This window comes from Bradyrhizobium sp. sBnM-33 (assembly GCF_032917945.1).
GTDB lineage: Bacteria > Pseudomonadota > Alphaproteobacteria > Rhizobiales > Xanthobacteraceae > Bradyrhizobium.
Genome location: NZ_CP136624.1, coordinates 5645628 through 5662762 on the forward strand (window position 1 = coordinate 5645628; position 17135 = coordinate 5662762).

Below are 17135 nucleotides of genomic sequence, written 5' to 3' on the forward strand. Positions count from 1 at the left end.
GCGAAGACGCGCTTCGCGCTTTTGCCCGGGCATGACGAAGAACTATGGTCACCCGCCTCGCTCATTTCGCCGGACGCACCTCAACCGAGCCGGTGCCGGTGCGGCCGTAGCGCGAGGGGTTGTACATATCCTCGACATAGGCCTGCGGCAGCACGTATTTGCCGGGCGAGACCGCGCGCACGATGTAGGCCACCGTAAACACCGACTGGTCGTCGCTGGCGCGGTCGATCGCCGCGGTGAAGCGGTCGTCGCGGAACTCGGTATGCTCCGGCTCCTCGCCGTCCTCGATCCAGTCAAGCGTGCCGGAGTCACCGGACGACACCAGCCGCGGGTTGTCGATCTCGAGGCCGGCCGGCAGATAGTCGGCCACCATGATGTGCCCATGTTCCGGCTTGGCCTCGGTGATCTTCAGCACCACCGCGAAGCGATCGTTCTGCTTGGCCTTGGTGACGTCGGCGGGCTTGCCGTCGAGCGTGAAATAGCTGCGCTCGATCTTGAAGCCGTTGGACGCCGCGGGCTCCGGCGTAACCGGCGAACCCGAGACCGAGACCACCGCCTGCACCGGCGCATCGCCGGTATTGGTGATCTTGACCGGCTTGCCGGCCACCGCGTCAGCCTTGTAGCTGCGATAGACGGCGGCCTTGACCGGCGATCTGTCGATATCAAGCGCCAGCGTTTCCTTCGACAGCGCTCGCGCGGCCAGCACCATCCACGCATTCTCCTGCGTGGAGGTGTAGGGCGTAAGCCCCCGCGCCGCTTCGACCCGCTGGACGGCCTGTGTCAGTGTCGCCCGCGGCGCGTTGCCTTCGCTGGCGAGCGAGACCAGCGCTGCCGCGTCGCGCAGTGCCGAGCCGTAATCGACGCGGCCGAACTCGAGCACTGGTTTTGGCGCCAGCGCATCGAGTGCTGCCGCATAGACCCGCTCCGCCCGGGTCTTGTCGCCGACCAGCGCCAGCGCCGCCGCGAGCTGCGATTTCGCGATTGGGGTGGCGAGATTGCTCAGCTTGGTGTCAGCGAGATAACGCAGGTCGCCGATCGGCGCGGCGCCATTGCGGGCGAGCACGTAGAGGCCGTAGGCCAGATCGCGGCCGCCGTCCTTTTCCGGCTCGTTGGCATTGACCACGGAGTTCCTGATCCGGTCGAGCGCGTTCTTGAACAGCACATCCGGCACCGCAAAGCCCTTTTCGCGGGCCCGCGTCAGGAAGTCTGTCACATAGGCATCTAGCCATGCGTCTTCGCCGCCGGCCGACCACAGGCCGAACGAGCCGTTCGAGCCCTGACGGGCCAACAGCCGTTCGATCGCATCCCTGATGCGCTGATCGACGGCGGTATCCATCGCCAGATGCGCGCCGGCAGCGAGATCATTGACATAGAGCAGCGGCATCGCGCGGCTGGTGATCTGCTCGGAGCAGCCGTGTGGATAGCGATCCAGCGCCTTCAAAATGGTCGCCGCATCGAGTGCGGTGGACAGGCTGACCGACAACGACACGCTGCCAGTGCCCGAGACGAGGTCGGAGAACATGTCCGGGGTCAGTGTCAGGCTTTCGCCTTTGGCCAGCGTCCGGATCGAGCGCCGCGCCAGCACCTGCGTCGCCGCCTTGACATCTAGCGCGTAATGCCGCGCCAGCGTCAGGCCGTTCGGGCCCTTGATGTCGACGTCGAGATTGGCGGTTCCCGCGCCGCCGGCGTCGAGCGCGAGCGACATCGAGGTCCGCTGCTTGGCGGCGAGTTTGACCGTCGTGGTTGGATTACCCGTCACCTTCACGGGTCCCGACGTCTTCACGCTGATGCTATAGTCACCGGGAGCACCCTCGACATTGTCGAGGTCGAAGCTCATCGTGCCCTTGTCGCCATTGAGCAGGAAGCGCGGCAGCGTCGCCGTCAGCACCACCGGATCGCGCACCGTGACATCGATGGTGGCACGGCCGAGCTTGGTCGCATTCCACGCCACCGCCATTACCCGCGCGGTGCCGGCGAATTCCGGAATGTCGAAACTGATTTCGGCTGTGCCGTCGGCACCGACCGTGACGATGCCGGAATAGAGCGCCAGCGGTTTTTGCGTGGGCGGCGAGCCCTGCAACTCGGCGCCGGCGGAATCGCCACCGGTCCTGATCTGGCCGCGCGTGCCCTGCATGCCGTCGATCAACTGGCCATAGAGGTCGCGGATTTCGGCCGTCAGGCGGCGCTGGCCGAGATAATAGTCATCGGGTGCCGGCGGCTTGTAATTGGTCAGGTTGAGAATGCCGACATCGACCGCGGCAACCACGACCTTGGCGTCCTCGCCCGGATTCAGGCCGCCCAGTTTGACGGGAATCTTTAAGCTGGTGCCGGGCCGAACCAGCGGCGGCGGCGACAGTGCGACCTGCAGCGTGCGGGCCTTCTTGTCGATGCCAAACCACTTCAGGCCGATCGCCCGTCCAGGCATCCGCAACGCCGCCGCGTCCAGCGGTCGCCGCAGCGTCGCCAGCACATAGGCGCCGGTGCCCCAATCCTTGCCGACCGTCAATTTAACCTGCTGGGTACCTTCCTTGACGTCGACGGTTTGCGTGGTCAGCAGGCGGTCGCCGAGCACGTTGACGGTCAGCTTACCGGCGGTGCGGGCATTGACCGACACCACCATGGTCTCGCCGGAGGCGTATTCCGGCTTGTCGATCGAGGTCTCCAGCAAGTCAGGCGTATCGGCGCTGCCGTCGGAATACCAGCCGACGTCGAACTGCACCGAGGTGACCGGGCCATCCGCCTCGTTCGATTTGACGTCCAGGCGATAGCGGCCGGGCTCGGGCGCTAGCGACACCCGCGCCGCCTTGTCTGATGGCAGTGTCAGGTCGCCATCGGCAACGCGTTTGGTGGATTTGACCGGCTCATATTCCCAGGACGAGTTCTGGCGATACCACTGATAGCGCGACTCCATCTTGAGCAGTTCGTACCGCAGGCCGTCGCGAGCCAATTGCTTGCCGTCCGGGCTCACGAACACGACGTCGAATTCGGCCTTGTCGCCCTCGGCGACGCTCTTGTCGCCGAACAGCGGCTTGATGCCGATCAGGGCCGCGGTCGGCGCCACGGGGAGCACCAGCTTGCGCTCGACCGCGCGTCCGCCGGTCTCCACCATGCGGATGAAGATCTGCGCCTCCTGCGGCTGGGTCGAGGTCGGCGCCTTCGCCAGCGACACCGGGAAGGTCGCTACGCCATTCGCATCAGCCTCGGGCAGATTCTCGATCGGGGTCCGCTCGTTGGAGGCGGTTTCCTCGTCAGCCACGCCAAACTGATAACCAGGATAGCCGGGCCGCCCGGAGGCCGCTGGGGCGACCAGCATGTCGCCTTCGAGCTGCAGGCCCGAGGCGGGGGCGCCATAGAGGAACTTGCCAGCGACCTTCAGTTCAACCGGAGTCTCAGCCTTGATCACCTTCTCCTTGGCGGAGACGTCGAATTCGATCCGTTCGGGGATGTAGTCCTCGACCATGAAGGTGGTCTCGCCGACGGACGAGCCCTTGGGATCGGTAAAGGCGCGCACCCGCCAGGTCCCGGTCGGGACCGCAGAATTGAGCGGCAGGACAAGAGAGCGGCCGCCCGCGCCCTGATCGGGGAGCTGGGCGCGGCGGAATTCGACGCCGTCGGGCCGCTCGATCACCAGCGTCAGCGGCCCGCCTGTCATGGCGTTACCCTGCCCGTCGCGCAGCAGAGCGGTCAAATAGACGGTCTCGTTCGACCGGTAGACGCCGCGCTCGGCATAGACGAAGGCATCGGCGCCAAGAGGCACGATCCGTCCTGACACGCCGCGGTCGGTAAGGTCGAAGGCGTTGGTCTTCAGGCTGAGGAAGGCGTAGTCCGCCTTCTCGTTCATCACCGTCAGCAGCGCCGGCGAGAGCCCGCCCTCGCCGCGCGCAAGCCCTGCCTCGAACAGCACGTGGCCGGCGTCGTCGGTTTTGCGCGTGGCCAGGATCTCGTTGTTGCGCGCGACCAGGCGCACCTCGGCCTTCGATACGGCTTCGGTCGAAGCCAGCGAATTGACGAAGACATGGATGCCGTCATTGCCGGAAAACGCCGTCAAGCCCATGTCGGAGACGATGAACCATTGCGTCGCCAGCGAGCCGTCATCGTCGCCGCCGCTGCCGGGCCCCTTGGCCGCCGCCGTCATCACATATACGCCGGGTTGCAAATCGCCGAGCGCCTGGTCGACCGGGAAAGCCGTCACCACGTCCTGGTTCAGCGTGGAGGCGGTGGCGAGTTCGCCAGACCAGACCTTGACGCCGCGCTCATTGCCGAGGTCGGAAAGCTGGTAGCTGGAGAGCGTCTTCTGAAAATCGCTGTCGACCACGGTGTTGATCAGGTTGCGGTCGCCGATCCGGAACACGTTGACGTTCACCGAAGGCGTGTTGACGCTGACCAGCGGAATGCCGCGCTGGCCGGTGCGCGGCAGCACATACGCGCGCCCCGTGAAGCGCACGAACGGCTTGCGGTCGCGGACGTAGATGTTGAACTCGGCCGATTTCGGCAGGCTCTCCTTCACCGTGGACGGCAGGCCGGCGCGCAGATTGATGTTGTAGCGCTCGCCATGCTTCAGCCCGTCGACGCAGAGCTGCTTGCCCTCGCTGGTCAGCGCCGGTTTGTCGGTGCCGGCCAGCACCACAAACGGCGCGAAATCGACCCGCTTGGCGAGGTCTTCGGAGAACTGGAAACAGGCGCGCGGCGAGGCGCCGTCGGAATCCACGGTATAGTCGAGCAGCCGGAACCCGTGCTGGTCCCGCATCTTCTCGTACTGGCCGCGGACCTCGGCGACCTCGCGCATGTCGAGCGACAGCCGCAACGCATCCAGGGCCGGGCGCCACAGCTTGCGCTCGGACATCGCACGGCCGAGCACGGCCAGCGCATCGGCCTCCTCGGCCTGGTTGCCGGCGCGCTGATAGGCGATGTAGGCCGCGGTCGAGGCGCGCTCGTAGAGGAAGGTCTGTTCGCTGGAACTGGCGGCGCGGATCTGGAAAATGGTCTTGGCAAGCCGCAGCCAGTTGGCGCTGTCTTCCGGCGAGGTGGCAGCGATCTGGCCGAGGATCTGCAGACCCACGCGGAAGTCAGAACGCTTGAAGGCGGCGTCGGCGTCATTGCGCAGCGTCGCGGAGGATTTCGCCACCGGCCCCGCCTCGCTCTTGATCTGGGCCGCCAGCTTCACGGCGGAATCGGCCAGTTCGTCGCGCTTGAACGCCTTGTCCGCGGCCCCCGCCGTCGTCAGGCCAAGCGCCAGCGTGGCGCAAATCACTGTGGCGCGAACCAAACCGATCATGATGGGCTCCTTGCCGCGGACATCAGCCGCGAAACGTCGAAAAATGCGCGAAAAGGTGACGGACTGATGACGGCGGCAAAGGCTTGCGAAAGGGTCGCATGCATGGCGTTGGCAGTCCAAACGTCCCACCCGCCCCGGCGGCGGACGGCCGGTGAGCAGGCATATTGTGTCAGAGGCGGACCATATGAGATAGCCCGCCGTCTGCCTTTGTCGCGAACTTGAGGAAATCGGTTCGACCGTCTTGGCGGGAAGGCGGATTTTTCATATTGGCAGTGCTAGAAAGGCTCAAGGCGGATACCGCCCGGACGGTCCCATAGCTCAACTGGATAGAGTAACGGATTTCTACTCCGTGGGTTGCAGGTTCGAATCCTGCTGGGATCGCCACTACCATTTCGGGCTTTTCCGCAATTTCGACTTCATTCTCGTCTCGGTTGGATTCGCGGCTTACGATGCCAACCTGGGACTGCTTCCGTTGCCCTGACAAAGGATGCGGACGTCATGCCAAAAAAAGGAATCACCGGCCACGACGAGTGGGTCGTCACGGAAGCGCTGGCGACGGCGCTGGTCGCGCTTGAGCAGCTCGAGCCGACCCAGCAGTCGCGCCAGCAGATGGACGACATCCGCAAAATCTTGGCGGCCAATTGCCAGCCCGGGACCATCAACCTGCATCTCGCCCAAGCCAAGTGCCGGCTGAACCCCCATGCCGATCGCGCCGTCATCTATCGCGAGTACGGATTCCAGGACTGGGAAGTCTGAACGGCAGGGCAGACGTTGAGGCAACCGTCGCGCCAATGTGCGCCTGATGATAGGCTCCGCGAAAGCTGGAATTTCTGCCCCCGCATGTCGCAGAGCCTGTCATCGGGCGCGCGCGCATTCGCGCGACCTCTTGGCTCGTGCGGGCTGCTTGCAACTTGCTACCCGTTGGAACAAGCTCGGAGCGCTGGTGTTCTGTCGTGGGGAGAGGACCGCAGGCAATTCTGCGGGGAAGTCTGGGAGGACTCGGAATGAAACTGCCGCACGCATCTGCCACGGCACTAGCTCTGACGATTTTGGCCGTGACGATCGCCCTGCCTGCACCTGCGCGCGCCCAGACCTACGATCCCAGGTACCCCGTTTGCCTGCAGGTCTACCAGGGCTTCGTGGACTACTATTTCGAGTGCCACTATCGAACGATGGCGCAGTGCCAGGCGTCGGCATCGGGCCGCTTCGCGCAATGCGTCGTTAACCCATACTACGGCGGGCCGAATGCCGGGCGCGGCAAGCGCCAGAAGCGGTACCAGACCTATTGAGAATCGGTTCGCTTCGACGACAGCATGGCTTCGGGGTGGCTTCCCACCTCGCCGCCCCGCCTCGCTTCTCACCAGCCGTAAGTGCCGAGCGCCAGCGGCCTTGATGGTGCCTTGGCCGTTCGCGTCGTGTCGGACTGCAGGCAGCGCCGCGCTGCCGCGATCTCGGCGTCGCTTGCGCCCTTGCTCCGTGCCCAGTGCTCTGCGGCGGGCGCACTGTATTTCGCCACGTAGTAGCGTACGACCGGGCACGAAATTCGACGCAAAACGCCGGACTGGTCACCCGCAAATCCGGCGCTTGGTGTTCCCAGACACAGCGCCAGCACGCAAATCCAACGTAAGCTCATGTGATTCCCCTCTGCAATGAGAGTGGGCATGGCTTTTGCCGACGCATCAAGCCCGATAGCGAGTTCCGCAAGAGGAACAGCCGGCACTGTGTTGAAGTCGCAACTGCAGCAGTCCTGACGCACGACAAGTCCGCTCGTAGATCGCGACTTTATGCGATCATTAAAATTGATTGTTTACGAAAAGGACCGAACCTGATTGCCGCCCAAGGACAATCCGGTAGCCTCTGCTTGCCAGGGCCTGGCGTGAACCGTTGGTGGCCGAGAATGGAATTCGAACGCCGATCTGTCGCAAGGACGACGATTTCGAAAAACGCGCTGCTGTTCTTTGACGCGCAGCGCGGGGTCTTCACCTGCCGCGTTCAGGATGTCACGAATTCCGGGGCCGGAATTGAGCTCCACGACCTCAACCTGTTGCCCCTGAATTTCGAGTTGACCTTCGATAATTTTCACAACGTTCGCGAATGCCGCGTGATCTGGCGGCAAGGCGATTTCGTCGGCGTTGCGTTTCAAAACTGATCGATCTGGACCAGGCGCCATCTCGCAGTCGCCGACGCGGGCGGCTCAAGCGCCAACTCGCTCGAAGCCGCCATCGATGCGCATCCTGCAAATCCCGGAAACCCGGTCGGCAGGACCGCAGCGGGCGAAACAGCCTCCTTGGAGACAAAACAGCCTTACAAAACAGTCTTGGAGAATGGAACTAACGGCGGGGCTCCGCGTCGACCCCTGCTGCGGTTCCATCGGCACGAAAACTACCGGCACGCAAATTAATGACGGGCAAGCCGCCTTCGCATATCGTTTGCGCTCGGTCGTTTGGAGTTTGTGACAGGAGTTCGAACATGTCCTGGGATCGTCCGTTCGCTCAGCCTGTGCCGCTCCCGAAGGGGCCGCCAGCGCAAACCCTTCGAGACGCCGCCGACTACATCAGGACCCTTCCTCAGCCCGAACGCGACCGTCAGGAATGGCGGCTTGCCATCCAGATGCTTATTGATGCCGCCGAAGATCGTGGACCCATGCTGTTCGCGCGCATCGGAATTGTCAGAGCCTTGGAGACGAGTGTTGAAACGACGCTCGATGCGGAGCCTCAGAATCCGCGCCAAGGTAAGCTGAAAGAAAGCAAAGCTGAAGGGATACCGTGACGCCGGCGTCTAAACCCAGGTCGGCGTCACGCAGATGGTGCCGGAGAGCATGAACAAGCTTCAAGCCGGGCATTTCCAAATCTAACGAGAACTCGCTCGCAGGCGACGCGTAGATCGGAACGACGTCCGCAGCCCTCAAGAAATCAACTCTTGGATTGATCGAGGTGCAATGCGCCGCCGCCGAATGGCTGCAGGCTGCCTATGCTATATTCCTAATTCGGAAGTCATCGATGCGCTTGCCGGACTTCAATTTTGCAAGGAGCCAGCGAGGTGTCTTGCCTCGGCCTGCCCACGTCTCGGACGGCCGATCAGGATTCCGGAATTTCGGAACGACTGTCGGATATGAACGCCGGCCTGTCGATGATTTCGTGCGCTCAGCTTCGACGACGCCCTTGAGTTGCTTCAGGCGATCTTCGAGGAGGCGTTTCTCTGCAAGCAGAGTCGTTGCAAGCCTGGCGGCTACTTCCTCGTGGAGTGCCCACAGCTCATCCGTGGACATTGATTTGAAGTCTTTCCGGTTCACGACCGTCCCCAATCATGATTCGATGGTTGTCATCGTTGGTTGCAAAACATGAGTAGAATAAGGCTGATTCAGAACCTCCTCCGGGCAGAAAAGTTCCGTCCCTTGGGCATAGTGACGCAACACAACCATAACGGAATCCACTTGAAGGTGCACGAAGAAGGTGCACCAAATTTCCTTTCGGACCTTTGCAACTTTTGATTGATTCAGACGCAGAGCCCGCGACGGTTTGAAGCTAACCGTCACTCGTTGACGGTTCCCTAATCGCAACTGCTTCCGACCGATTGCTTTGCGGACGATCGAGCCGGCGTCGAGGCCGTCGTCAGCGGCAACTGGACCGCCAAGCTCAAATATCTCTTCGTCGATCTCGGTGACCTATCGCGAGCATTCGTCACGCCTGTACGGGACTGAGCGGCGGCTCCCTGACCAGTCATTACAAGTCGCACATCACCGACGGCATTCTGCGTGTCCGCCTGAACTGCTGGACGGGTGCCCATAATAGCCGAGCGCTTGTCCCCTTGGGGTAAGTGATGGAGCGGCACCCGGCTATTCGGGCCGCGCGGCGGTGCGGCTTGAACAGGAACTCATTTATGACTTAAGGGAACTTTAAAAAGCCATTGAATTATAACCATTTTGTCGGGAAAGCAAATCGCGCGTATCAACACTGGGCTTGCCGTGGAACCGACCGCAACCGGACATGAATAGCCTGACGTGAGGAAACGTAACGTCCTCGACACGTTTTCTCTAGCTTGTGAATGAACGGCCGAGCGCGAGGACCCCTTGAGTCCGCCACCACCCGAATTCAATCGCGACGAGGCGCTGGTGTGTATGGCGCTGGCGTTCTGCCTGGCCGGCGCGTCGACCAGCATCATCTACCGGCTGCTGGGTTAGAAAGTCCGGCGGGTCAGCGAGCCGCTGTGCGCATGCCAACGAGCGCATGGCGCGCTTTTGGTTTTGCGATGTGATGGTGCCGACGAAGCGAGGTAAGCGGCGGCTCGAGTGCTCGCGGTCACGAGTAGACGAGGCCCGGAGTGCCTAGGAGTCCGGGCCTCGTGGCCTCCAGTGGTAGCGCTCGTCGTGATGGACGAACGCCCTGCCCCCGCTGCAAGCGACGGCGTTATAGATCGCGGTTACATACTCAGCCAATCCGTACGAGTACGGTGAGCGGGCGCCGCGCGCTTCTATGTGACAAATTGATCAGCAGAACGCGGTAGCGCGGATCGCGAACGATATCCGGGCTGGCAATCACCGCATTCCGTCCGTCATTGCGAGCCACGGGGTCGCGCGAATGCGCGCCCGATGACGGGCTCCGCAAAGCAATCCGTAATTCTATATTCTGTGGCGAGCTACGACAAGCGCAGGCAGTTGCCTGCCTCTACCGCTTATCGAACGGAATATACTGGTGATACTCTTTCGGCACCGAGCTCCGGTAACGCGCGGGCACCGTGCCGCGGTCGATCGAACGGTCGATCTCCTGCTGCCGGGTCATCTTGGCCGGTTTCTTTTTCTTCAGCGCCACCTTCTCCTTTTCGGCCGCGGCGGCCTCCGGCGCGGCGGGGGACGGCGTTGCCGTTGCTGCGGTGCTGCCACCCGGCGCGACCTGCGCCAGCGCGACGGCCGGCAGGAGTACGAGAGCCGCCGCCGACGCGGCCAGCACAAGACGACACGGCTTTTGCATGGAAAACTCCAGTTCCGGCCTGCTCCGTTTCCAGCCTGATCCTATTACGTCCGCAACCGTCCGCACACCGGGATTTTGGCGAGGCGAACGGGCGTGGATCGGCTATGCTTGACCCGGCTGCAGGTCGTGAAAACGAACGCGAGCCGGCTGCACTGCCAGTCCGGACCAAGCGCTGCGCTCAAGACCGGCTCCGGCCTGGACAGGCCGGGCGCAAAGAAAACGATGGCACAGACCAGCGAGACGATAGCGACGGCGAGAACGACGTTCTTGCGGGTCCACCAATTGTGCGGCATGGCGGTCGCTCCTGTTTCGAAAGCCCGGAGCATAGGATCCCCCCGCCGCGACGCCTGTGAACGACTTCACACTACACGGGTTTGTGCGCGAGCCCGATGGGCGAGGAAATGGGTATAACTCGCGCGAATCCGTTGCGCGCGCGCAACGCTTGATCGACACTGCCCGCTTGGGACGAGCGCGTGTGCGGGGCGTGCGATGGGCGAGCAGGAAGCGGGCAAACAGGAGTCCGGCAAGCAGGAAACGAGCTACGACTACCATCGCTACAAGCAATTGCTGGCGGAAGCGGTCGACGAGGCCAAACGGCTCGAGCTGATCGAGATTATGATCAGGGAAAAGGCCCGCGACAGGCTGGAGGCGCAGCGGATCGCGGACCGCGTTGTTATGACCGCGATGACGGTTGCACGCGTCCTTGGACCCGGGGGCCATCGCGATAATAACCAGAAGAGCGATCACTTCTCCGACGCGAGCATCGCCAGCGCGCCGATCAGCGCACAGGCGAGAAGGCCATATTGAAGGGATCGCCAGCGCCCGGCCTGGGGCTTCGGTCGCCGTTGCCATCTCGTAAGCAGCCAAGCTGACGTAATTCCGCCCATCAGCGCTCAGTTTGGGCCATTTGCGGTTCACGCAAGTCTCCCCTGCTCTGCCGCCCCATTTCGGCGCTGGTATTTTGCGCCGGGTTCACTTACCTAAGCGCCATTCCGTGCCCGTGGCGCGCCCCCAACCCCAAGAGTGAAAGCGACAAGGCCTCTTTTATGAGTGGATTCAAGGAACCGAGCTTCGCGGACCGTCAGAAGGCTGCGCAACAGGCGCGGCAGAATATCCTGAACAAGTTTCGCACCCAGCCGGGACCTGACGATCCCGCGGTGAAGCGCCGTCAGGCCGAGCGCGAGGCCGTCGCCGCCGCTCGCGCCAAGGCGAGAGAGGCCAAGGAAGCCGAAAAGGCCGAACAGAAACGGCGCGAGGCCGAAGCCGCCGCGGCCGAGGCCGCCAGAATCGCCCGCGAGAAGGAAGAAGAGGCCGCCAGGCTGGCGGCGCTGGAGGCTGAGCAAAAGGCCAAGCGCGACGCGCGTTACGCCGCGCGCAAGACCAAGGGCAAGAAGAATAGGTAGGCTGCTAGCCGCGCCCTTCCGCCGAGCGATGGATGCAGCCCTGCCCGTCATTCCGGAGCGATGCGCAAGCATCGAACTACGATGTGCAACTGCACATCGGAGAATCTTGAGATTCCCCGATGCGCAATTGCGCATCTGAGGTCTGGTGCTAGCGCACCATCCCGGAATGACTTGGTCTAAGACTCAGTTCTTCTTCATGCCGTCTTCTTTTTTCATGCCTTCGTGCTTCATGCCTTCCTTCTTCATCATTCCGTCCTCTTTCTTCATGCTGTCCTTGGACATGGACTCCTTCTTCACGCCGTCGCCCTTGCCCATTTTGTCCTGAGCGAAGGCGGCCGGCGCGAACGCGAGGCCGAGCGAAACAAGCGCGGCAGAAAGGCCGAGGCCGATACGGGTCGTGGTGGTCATGGGATGGTCGTCCTTGGTTGGATTGGCTTCTCGAAAGCGACGTCTGCCGCTTCCCCAACGACGATGGCGCGACCGGATTTGTTACCGGCCACGCCCCAAGGTTCTGCAATTCTCACGGTTAGTTGAAGCGGATAAACTCAAGGCAGCTAACGCGTTCCGCGAGTGCCAAACTAGGACTTGTTGACGGAGCCTACCGTTTTGCAGGGAGAAACCATGCTCACGCGCCGCCATGTCATCGCCTCTGCACTCGCCGCGCCCGCCGTGCTTCGTTTCGGCACCGGTACGGCCCATGCGGCCACCACGCTGAAGATCTCGCATCAGTTCCCGGGCGGCACCATCGACAAGGGCGACTTCCGCGACCGGCTGTGCCGCATCTTCGCCGCCGAAGTTGCCAAACGCAGCGGCGGCGAGATCGCAGCCGAAGTCTATCCGAACTCCTCGCTGATCAACACCAACGCGCAATTCTCGGCAATGCGCAGGGGCGCGCTCGATATCAGCCTTTATCCGATGCCGTATGCCGGCGGCGAGCTTCCAGAGACCAATATCGGCCTGATGCCGGGCCTGGTCGCAACGTACGACCAGGGTCTGCGCTGGAAGAAGGCGCCGGTCGGCAAGGCGCTGACCGACTTCCTCGCCGAGAAGGGCATTATCCTTCTCACATGGGTCTGGCAGGCCGGCGGCGTCGCCAGCCGCTCCCGACCAATCGTCGCGCCTGAAGACGCCAAGGGCCTGAAAGTGCGCGGCGGCTCGCGCGAAATGGACATGGTGCTGCAGACCGCGGGTGCCGCTGTGCTGTCGATGCCGTCGAACGAAATCTACGCCGCGATGCAGACCGGCGCCTGCGACGCCGGCATCACCTCCTCCACCAGCCTGATCTCGTTTCGCCTCGAGCAGGTCGCGAAGTCGCTGACCTCGGGCGCCGGCGCCTCCTATTGGTTCATGCTGGAGCCATTGATGATGTCGAAGGCAATCTTCGACAAATTGCCCAAGAAGCAGCAGGACATCGTCCTGGCGGTGGGCAGCGAACTGGAAGCGTTCGGCCGCAAGGGCGCACAGGACGACGATATCGAGGTCGCCAAGGTCTATGAGAAAGCCGGCGCCAAGGTCAGCACGCTCGATGTGGCGACCGTCAGCAAGTGGCGCGACATCGCGCGCGATACCGCCTGGAAGGACTACAGCGCCAAGTCGGCGATGTCGGCTAATCTGCTGAAGCTCGCCAGCGACGTCCCCGCATGATGCGTGGTCCGCTTCCGGATCAACGCCCCGCGCGAGCTGCGATCGAGCCGCCGCCCAACACCTGCAACAGATCGGTTCGCACCGCCTCGATATGCTGCTCCAGAAACCGGCAGGCCTGGTCGATTTGTTTCGCCCGGCACAGCTCGATCAGGTGAGCGTGCTCCTTTTCGGCCGTGCCCATCGCCTTGGTATTGGAGAGCTGCAGACGCGTGTAGCGGTCGCTGGTCTGCAACAGCGCCACGACGATCGCCTTGGTACGCGGCTGCCGGGCGTGAACGTATAGCGCCATATGGAAGTCAGCGTTGAGCTGCCCCCATTCGCTGACATTGCGCGCCTTGATTGCTTTCTCGAAGCGCTTCTGGATGTCGTCCAGCGCGGCAAAGTCTTGTTCCGCAAAGTGCGGCGCCGACTGCGCCAAAAGCCGCGGCTCCATGATTCCGCGAAGATCGAACACATCGTTGATTTCGTCCAGCGACAGTTCCGAGACGATCGCGCCTTTTTGCGGGACGATGCGCACCAGCCCCTCCGCCTCGAGCTGAAACAGCGCTTCGCGCACGGGAATGCGGCTGACGCCGTATGCCTCGCCCAGGGCATCCTGCCGCAGTTGGGAGCCGGCCGGATAAGTCCCGTCGAGAATGGACTGCCTGAGCTGGTCGACGATCGCAGCCGACAGCGTCCGGTGCTTCAGAGGGACCTTCATTTGATCTCCCGTCGTCATCGCTGGCCTTTCCGATCGAGGCGGCCCGGTTTCGCACGTTGAAATGGTCCCGCCACAGCGAGCTGAGGTGCCCACAATCTCCGTTTGACAAGATTGTATAAATTATACAACTTCGAATGGCACGAGAAATCTTGACGGGCAGCGGGGCTCCTTATGATCGAGCAGGCGATTGCGGATATGCCAGCGTTCAGCGCCCGGGCAATCGTTGTCAGGGCTTCGAGTCTCCTGCTCGCTTTCGAGCGCATCGCCTTGATGGGGCTGATGTATCTGCTGACGGCTCTGATCCTGGTGAACGTCGTCACCCGCTATTCGCACTTCCCGATCTACTGGATCGATGAATCGGCGGTCTATTGCGTGGTTTGGCTGACCTTCATCGGCGCCTCCGCCATGACCCGACTGCGGCTGGACTTCGCAGTCACCATGATGACCGAGCGCCTGTCGTCGCGACATCAGAAGTTCGCGAAGGTCATCGCCACGGGCATGGTCGTCGTGTTCGGCTTGGCGCTGATCATCACCTGCTTCCTCTGGATGGATCCGATCGGGCTTGCCCGCGCCGGCTTCGACGCGCGAAAGCTCGCCGCCGAGACCTTCAACTTCCTCTACACCGAGCGGACGCAGACGCTGAACTGGCCGACCTGGGTGCTCTATTTGACGCTGCCGATCTTCGCGGTCTCCATGACTATTCATGGCCTGGCAAACCTGCTCGAAGATCTCGAACTGGTGCCACGGACGCCACCAAAAGGCTTTCAGCTCTCCGAACTCGATGGCGTCAACTAGTGATCACGTCAGCCGCCTTCATCGCGATCATGCTGGTCGGGGTACCGATCGGCCTTTGCCTCTGCCTGGCCGGGTTCGTCTACATCATCGCGTCAGGCAATCCGGTTCTGTTTCAGTCGTACCCGCTGCAGCTCTTCGGCGGCGTCGACAGCTACGGCCTGATCGCCATCCCGCTCTTCATCCTGATCGGCGAAATCATGAATGGCGGCGGCATTACACGGCGTATCGTCGACATGGCGATGGCTTTTGTCGGCTCGCTGAAGGGTGGGCTCGCCTACGTCAACATCCTCGCCAACATGTTCATCTCCTCCATCCTGGGATCTGCAACCGCACAGGTCGCGATCATGGCCCAGATCATGGTGCCGGAGATGGAAAAGAAGGGCTATGACAAGACCTTCGCGGCCGGGTTGACCGCCTATGGCGGCATGCTCGGGCCGATCATTCCGCCCTCGGTGATGTTCGTCGTCTACAGCGTGCTGGCGCAGGTCTCGGTCAGCGACATGCTGATTGCCGGCATCGTGCCGGGCGTGATCCTGACGGCGATGTTCTGCATCGTCATCGCACTGATGGGATACGTCTACAACTATCCCAAGGCCGATTATCAGACGCCGAGGCAGCGGATCGCGACGATCCTGCGGACATCGCCGACGCTGCTAATTCCTGTCGTCATCGTCGGCAGCATTCTCGGCGGACTCGCCAACGCAACGGAGTCCGCGGCCGTCGGCGCGGTAGCCGCCGCTCTCGTCGGAAAATTCTGGACCAAGGAGTTCAGGTTTTCGCAGCTTCCGCAGATGATGCTGCGCGCGGGGATCTACTCGGTCATCGTGCTGTTCCTGGTCGCGGCGGCGGCGGTGTTCTCCTGGGTGCTGGTGTTCGGCAAGGTGCCGCAGGAGACCGCCGCATGGATCCAATCGGTCGCCAAGGATCCCGTCAGCTTCATGCTTCTTTGCAACGTGATCCTGCTGGTGATCGGTACGGTCATCGACGGCATTCCCGGCCTGATCATGACGGTGCCGATCCTGCTGCCAGTCGCGACCGAGATCTATCATATCGACCCGCGCCAGTTCGGCGTGGTCGTAGTGATCAACCTGGTGCTTGGATTGCTATCGCCCCCGGTCGGTCTTTGCTTTTTCGTTGCCGCCGCCGTCACCGGCGCCAAGCCCGGCAAGATGTTCATGGTGACGCTGCCGCTGTTCGGCATCTCCTGCATCCTGCTGGTGCTGCTCTCGCTCTATCCCTCCCTCTCCCTCGTCCTCATCAAGTAGGTTCAACCCCCTCAGGAGCATTGTCATGTCGCTTTCCCGTCGCCGCTTCCTTGCCGCCAGCGCGGCCGTGCCGCTGTTCGCGCCGTCGTTGGCGCTGGCGCAAGCCAAGGAATTCCGCCTCGGCCTGATCACGCCCAACGGTCATTCCTGGAACAAGGCGGCATTAAAACTCGGCGACGACCTCAAGGCAGCTACCAACGGCCGCCTGACGATAACGGTGTTTCACTCCGGCCAGCTCGGCAACGAGCCGGCGATGATGCAGCAATTGCAGTCCGGCGCGCTCGACATGGGCTTCATCCAGGCCGCCGAGCTCGGCTCGCGCGTGCCGCATATTGCAGCGATCAACGCGCCCTACATCGTCCGCTCGACGCCGTCGGTCGCCAAATTCGTCCGCCATCCGGCCGCGATCAAGCTGTTCGAGGTGCTGCCGCAAGAAACCGGAACGATCGGCCTCGGCTGGGGCATCACCGGCATGCGCGCCATCTTCTCGTCGAAGGACCTGACCTCGCTCGCCGATATCAAGGGCATGAAGCTGCGCATCAACCCGACGCCGGTATATCGCGATTTCTATTCGTCGCTCGGCGCGGCGCCGACGCCGATACCGACGCCCCAGGTGTTCGATGCCATGGCGAACGGTCAGGTCGACGGCCTCGAGGCGGACCTGGAGTTCTCCTGGAACCAGCGCTTCGACAAGGTATCAAAAGTCATCCTGCAGATGAATGCTGTCTTCATGCCGATGGCAGCGGTCGTCTCCGGCCGCGTCTGGCAATCGCTGCCGGCAGCCGACCGGGAGCTGATCACAAAGACCGTCAAGTCCACGCTCGACGCGCAGATCGATGAATTGGCCGGCAATGAGCCAAAGCTGATCGAGAACTTCAAGAACGCGCCGATCCCGATCCGGCAGGTCCCGGCGGGCGATACCGAAGCCGTCATTGCCGAGTTCGACAAGATCTGGCTGCCCAAAGCACCTATCCTTGCCGAGCTGCGCAAAGTCGGCGCGACGCTCTGATCCCATCTATCGTTTTCAAGCCAAAGCCCGGCGGATCGAAAGAATCCGCCGGCACAATTCCCCAATGGAGCCAAACA

At 62.5% G+C, this 17135-nt stretch carries 17 protein-coding genes and 1 tRNA gene; 10 read left to right on the top strand and 8 right to left on the bottom strand.

The features are described from left to right. Window positions 1-61: 61 nt before the first annotated feature. Complete coding sequence (locus tag RX328_RS26370) at window positions 62-5275, bottom strand: alpha-2-macroglobulin family protein (protein WP_213247205.1); 5214 nt, start codon at window positions 5273-5275, stop codon at window positions 62-64. 307 nt (window positions 5276-5582) lie between these two features. On the opposite strand from RX328_RS26370, the gene RX328_RS26375 reads away from it, so the two are divergent. The 3 genes from RX328_RS26375 (at window position 5583) to RX328_RS26385 (ending at window position 6564) form a co-directional block, all read left to right on the top strand. After that, a tRNA-Arg gene (locus RX328_RS26375) sits at window positions 5583-5659 on the top strand. A 114-nt stretch (window positions 5660-5773) separates the two neighbouring features. Next, window positions 5774-6031 (top strand): hypothetical protein, encoded by a 258-nt coding sequence (locus RX328_RS26380; RefSeq protein ID WP_065729471.1) that lies wholly within the window; start codon window positions 5774-5776, stop codon window positions 6029-6031. Between the two features lie 248 nt (window positions 6032-6279). Then, window positions 6280-6564, top strand: coding sequence for a DUF3551 domain-containing protein (locus tag RX328_RS26385; protein ID WP_213247206.1), 285 nt, complete (start codon window positions 6280-6282; stop codon window positions 6562-6564). Window positions 6565-6632: 68 nt separating this feature from the next. Here RX328_RS26385 and RX328_RS26390 read toward each other — a convergent pair whose 3' ends face one another. Both RX328_RS26390 and RX328_RS26395 read right to left on the bottom strand, forming a co-directional pair. Further along, window positions 6633-6908 (bottom strand): hypothetical protein, encoded by a 276-nt coding sequence (locus tag RX328_RS26390; RefSeq protein ID WP_213247208.1) that lies wholly within the window; start codon window positions 6906-6908, stop codon window positions 6633-6635. 174 nt (window positions 6909-7082) lie between these two features. Further along, window positions 7083-7445 (bottom strand): hypothetical protein, encoded by a 363-nt coding sequence (locus tag RX328_RS26395; RefSeq protein ID WP_317258510.1) that lies wholly within the window; start codon window positions 7443-7445, stop codon window positions 7083-7085. Window positions 7446-7744: 299 nt separating this feature from the next. Between RX328_RS26395 and RX328_RS26400 the strand changes: the two genes are divergently transcribed. Then, on the top strand, window positions 7745-8044 hold the full coding sequence (locus RX328_RS26400; protein WP_213247212.1) for a hypothetical protein: 300 nt from the start codon (window positions 7745-7747) through the stop codon (window positions 8042-8044). Between the two features lie 199 nt (window positions 8045-8243). On the opposite strand, the gene RX328_RS26405 is transcribed toward RX328_RS26400, so the two are convergent. The 3 genes from RX328_RS26405 to RX328_RS26415 all read right to left on the bottom strand — a co-directional run bounded on the left by RX328_RS26405 (window position 8244) and on the right by RX328_RS26415 (window position 10535). Next, the gene (locus RX328_RS26405) at window positions 8244-8543 is read right to left on the bottom strand and encodes an H-NS family nucleoid-associated regulatory protein (protein WP_213247746.1); all 300 of its coding nucleotides are present in this window, start codon (window positions 8541-8543) and stop codon (window positions 8244-8246) included. Window positions 8544-9939: 1396 nt separating this feature from the next. Continuing rightward, a complete protein-coding gene (locus RX328_RS26410) occupies window positions 9940-10242 on the bottom strand; it encodes a hypothetical protein (protein WP_213247214.1) in 303 nt (100 codons plus the stop codon). Between the two features lie 44 nt (window positions 10243-10286). Then, window positions 10287-10535 carry a hypothetical protein gene (locus tag RX328_RS26415; protein WP_213247216.1) on the bottom strand — a complete coding sequence of 83 codons (249 nt, stop codon included), beginning with the start codon at window positions 10533-10535 and terminating at the stop codon, window positions 10287-10289. Between the two features lie 196 nt (window positions 10536-10731). Here RX328_RS26415 and RX328_RS26420 point away from each other — a divergent pair, with 196 nt between their 5' ends. Next, the gene (locus tag RX328_RS26420) at window positions 10732-11049 is read left to right on the top strand and encodes a hypothetical protein (protein WP_409410725.1); all 318 of its coding nucleotides are present in this window, start codon (window positions 10732-10734) and stop codon (window positions 11047-11049) included. A 239-nt stretch (window positions 11050-11288) separates the two neighbouring features. Then, on the top strand, window positions 11289-11645 hold the full coding sequence (locus RX328_RS26425) for a DUF6481 family protein (RefSeq protein ID WP_213247218.1): 357 nt from the start codon (window positions 11289-11291) through the stop codon (window positions 11643-11645). 183 nt (window positions 11646-11828) lie between these two features. Here the strand turns inward: RX328_RS26425 and RX328_RS26430 are convergent, their stop codons facing one another. Beyond that, window positions 11829-12053 carry a pentapeptide MXKDX repeat protein gene (locus RX328_RS26430; RefSeq protein WP_213247221.1) on the bottom strand — a complete coding sequence of 75 codons (225 nt, stop codon included), beginning with the start codon at window positions 12051-12053 and terminating at the stop codon, window positions 11829-11831. Window positions 12054-12266: 213 nt separating this feature from the next. On the opposite strand from RX328_RS26430, the gene dctP reads away from it, so the two are divergent. After that, entirely contained in the window at window positions 12267-13289 is a 1023-nt protein-coding gene (gene dctP / locus RX328_RS26435) for a TRAP transporter substrate-binding protein DctP (protein ID WP_213247223.1), read from the top strand. Between the two features lie 19 nt (window positions 13290-13308). Here the strand turns inward: dctP and RX328_RS26440 are convergent, their stop codons facing one another. Then, window positions 13309-13989, bottom strand: coding sequence for a GntR family transcriptional regulator (locus RX328_RS26440; protein ID WP_213247225.1), 681 nt, complete (start codon window positions 13987-13989; stop codon window positions 13309-13311). 195 nt (window positions 13990-14184) lie between these two features. Between RX328_RS26440 and RX328_RS26445 the strand changes: the two genes are divergently transcribed. The 3 genes from RX328_RS26445 to RX328_RS26455 are packed head-to-tail and all read left to right on the top strand — an operon-like array spanning window position 14185 to window position 17058. Next, window positions 14185-14784, top strand: coding sequence for a TRAP transporter small permease (locus tag RX328_RS26445; RefSeq protein ID WP_213247227.1), 600 nt, complete (start codon window positions 14185-14187; stop codon window positions 14782-14784). Next, the gene (locus RX328_RS26450; RefSeq protein ID WP_213247229.1) at window positions 14784-16049 is read left to right on the top strand and encodes a TRAP transporter large permease; all 1266 of its coding nucleotides are present in this window, start codon (window positions 14784-14786) and stop codon (window positions 16047-16049) included. Before RX328_RS26445 ends, RX328_RS26450 begins: the two co-directional genes overlap by 1 nt. A gap of 25 nt (window positions 16050-16074) precedes the next feature. Further along, window positions 16075-17058 (top strand): TRAP transporter substrate-binding protein, encoded by a 984-nt coding sequence (locus RX328_RS26455; RefSeq protein ID WP_213247231.1) that lies wholly within the window; start codon window positions 16075-16077, stop codon window positions 17056-17058. Window positions 17059-17135: the final 77 nt, after the last annotated feature.

What these genes read in the sequence shown, in the direction of transcription:
- RX328_RS26430 (WP_213247221.1), bottom strand. Translation starts at nt 12,053, where the DNA reads ATGACCACCACGACCCGTATCGGCCTCGGCCTTTCTGCCGCGCTTGTT.
- RX328_RS26415 (WP_213247216.1), bottom strand. Translation starts at nt 10,535, where the DNA reads ATGCCGCACAATTGGTGGACCCGCAAGAACGTCGTTCTCGCCGTCGCT.
- RX328_RS26455 (WP_213247231.1), top strand. Translation starts at nt 16,075, where the DNA reads ATGTCGCTTTCCCGTCGCCGCTTCCTTGCCGCCAGCGCGGCCGTGCCG.
- RX328_RS26405 (WP_213247746.1), bottom strand. Translation starts at nt 8,543, where the DNA reads ATGTCCACGGATGAGCTGTGGGCACTCCACGAGGAAGTAGCCGCCAGG.
- RX328_RS26440 (WP_213247225.1), bottom strand. Translation starts at nt 13,989, where the DNA reads ATGAAGGTCCCTCTGAAGCACCGGACGCTGTCGGCTGCGATCGTCGAC.
- RX328_RS26385 (WP_213247206.1), top strand. Translation starts at nt 6,280, where the DNA reads ATGAAACTGCCGCACGCATCTGCCACGGCACTAGCTCTGACGATTTTG.
- RX328_RS26425 (WP_213247218.1), top strand. Translation starts at nt 11,289, where the DNA reads ATGAGTGGATTCAAGGAACCGAGCTTCGCGGACCGTCAGAAGGCTGCG.
- RX328_RS26410 (WP_213247214.1), bottom strand. Translation starts at nt 10,242, where the DNA reads ATGCAAAAGCCGTGTCGTCTTGTGCTGGCCGCGTCGGCGGCGGCTCTC.
- RX328_RS26380 (WP_065729471.1), top strand. Translation starts at nt 5,774, where the DNA reads ATGCCAAAAAAAGGAATCACCGGCCACGACGAGTGGGTCGTCACGGAA.
- RX328_RS26395 (WP_317258510.1), bottom strand. Translation starts at nt 7,445, where the DNA reads ATGGCGCCTGGTCCAGATCGATCAGTTTTGAAACGCAACGCCGACGAA.
- RX328_RS26390 (WP_213247208.1), bottom strand. Translation starts at nt 6,908, where the DNA reads ATGAGCTTACGTTGGATTTGCGTGCTGGCGCTGTGTCTGGGAACACCA.
- RX328_RS26445 (WP_213247227.1), top strand. Translation starts at nt 14,185, where the DNA reads ATGCCAGCGTTCAGCGCCCGGGCAATCGTTGTCAGGGCTTCGAGTCTC.
- dctP (WP_213247223.1), top strand. Translation starts at nt 12,267, where the DNA reads ATGCTCACGCGCCGCCATGTCATCGCCTCTGCACTCGCCGCGCCCGCC.
- RX328_RS26370 (WP_213247205.1), bottom strand. Translation starts at nt 5,275, where the DNA reads ATGATCGGTTTGGTTCGCGCCACAGTGATTTGCGCCACGCTGGCGCTT.
- RX328_RS26420 (WP_409410725.1), top strand. Translation starts at nt 10,732, where the DNA reads ATGGGCGAGCAGGAAGCGGGCAAACAGGAGTCCGGCAAGCAGGAAACG.
- RX328_RS26400 (WP_213247212.1), top strand. Translation starts at nt 7,745, where the DNA reads ATGTCCTGGGATCGTCCGTTCGCTCAGCCTGTGCCGCTCCCGAAGGGG.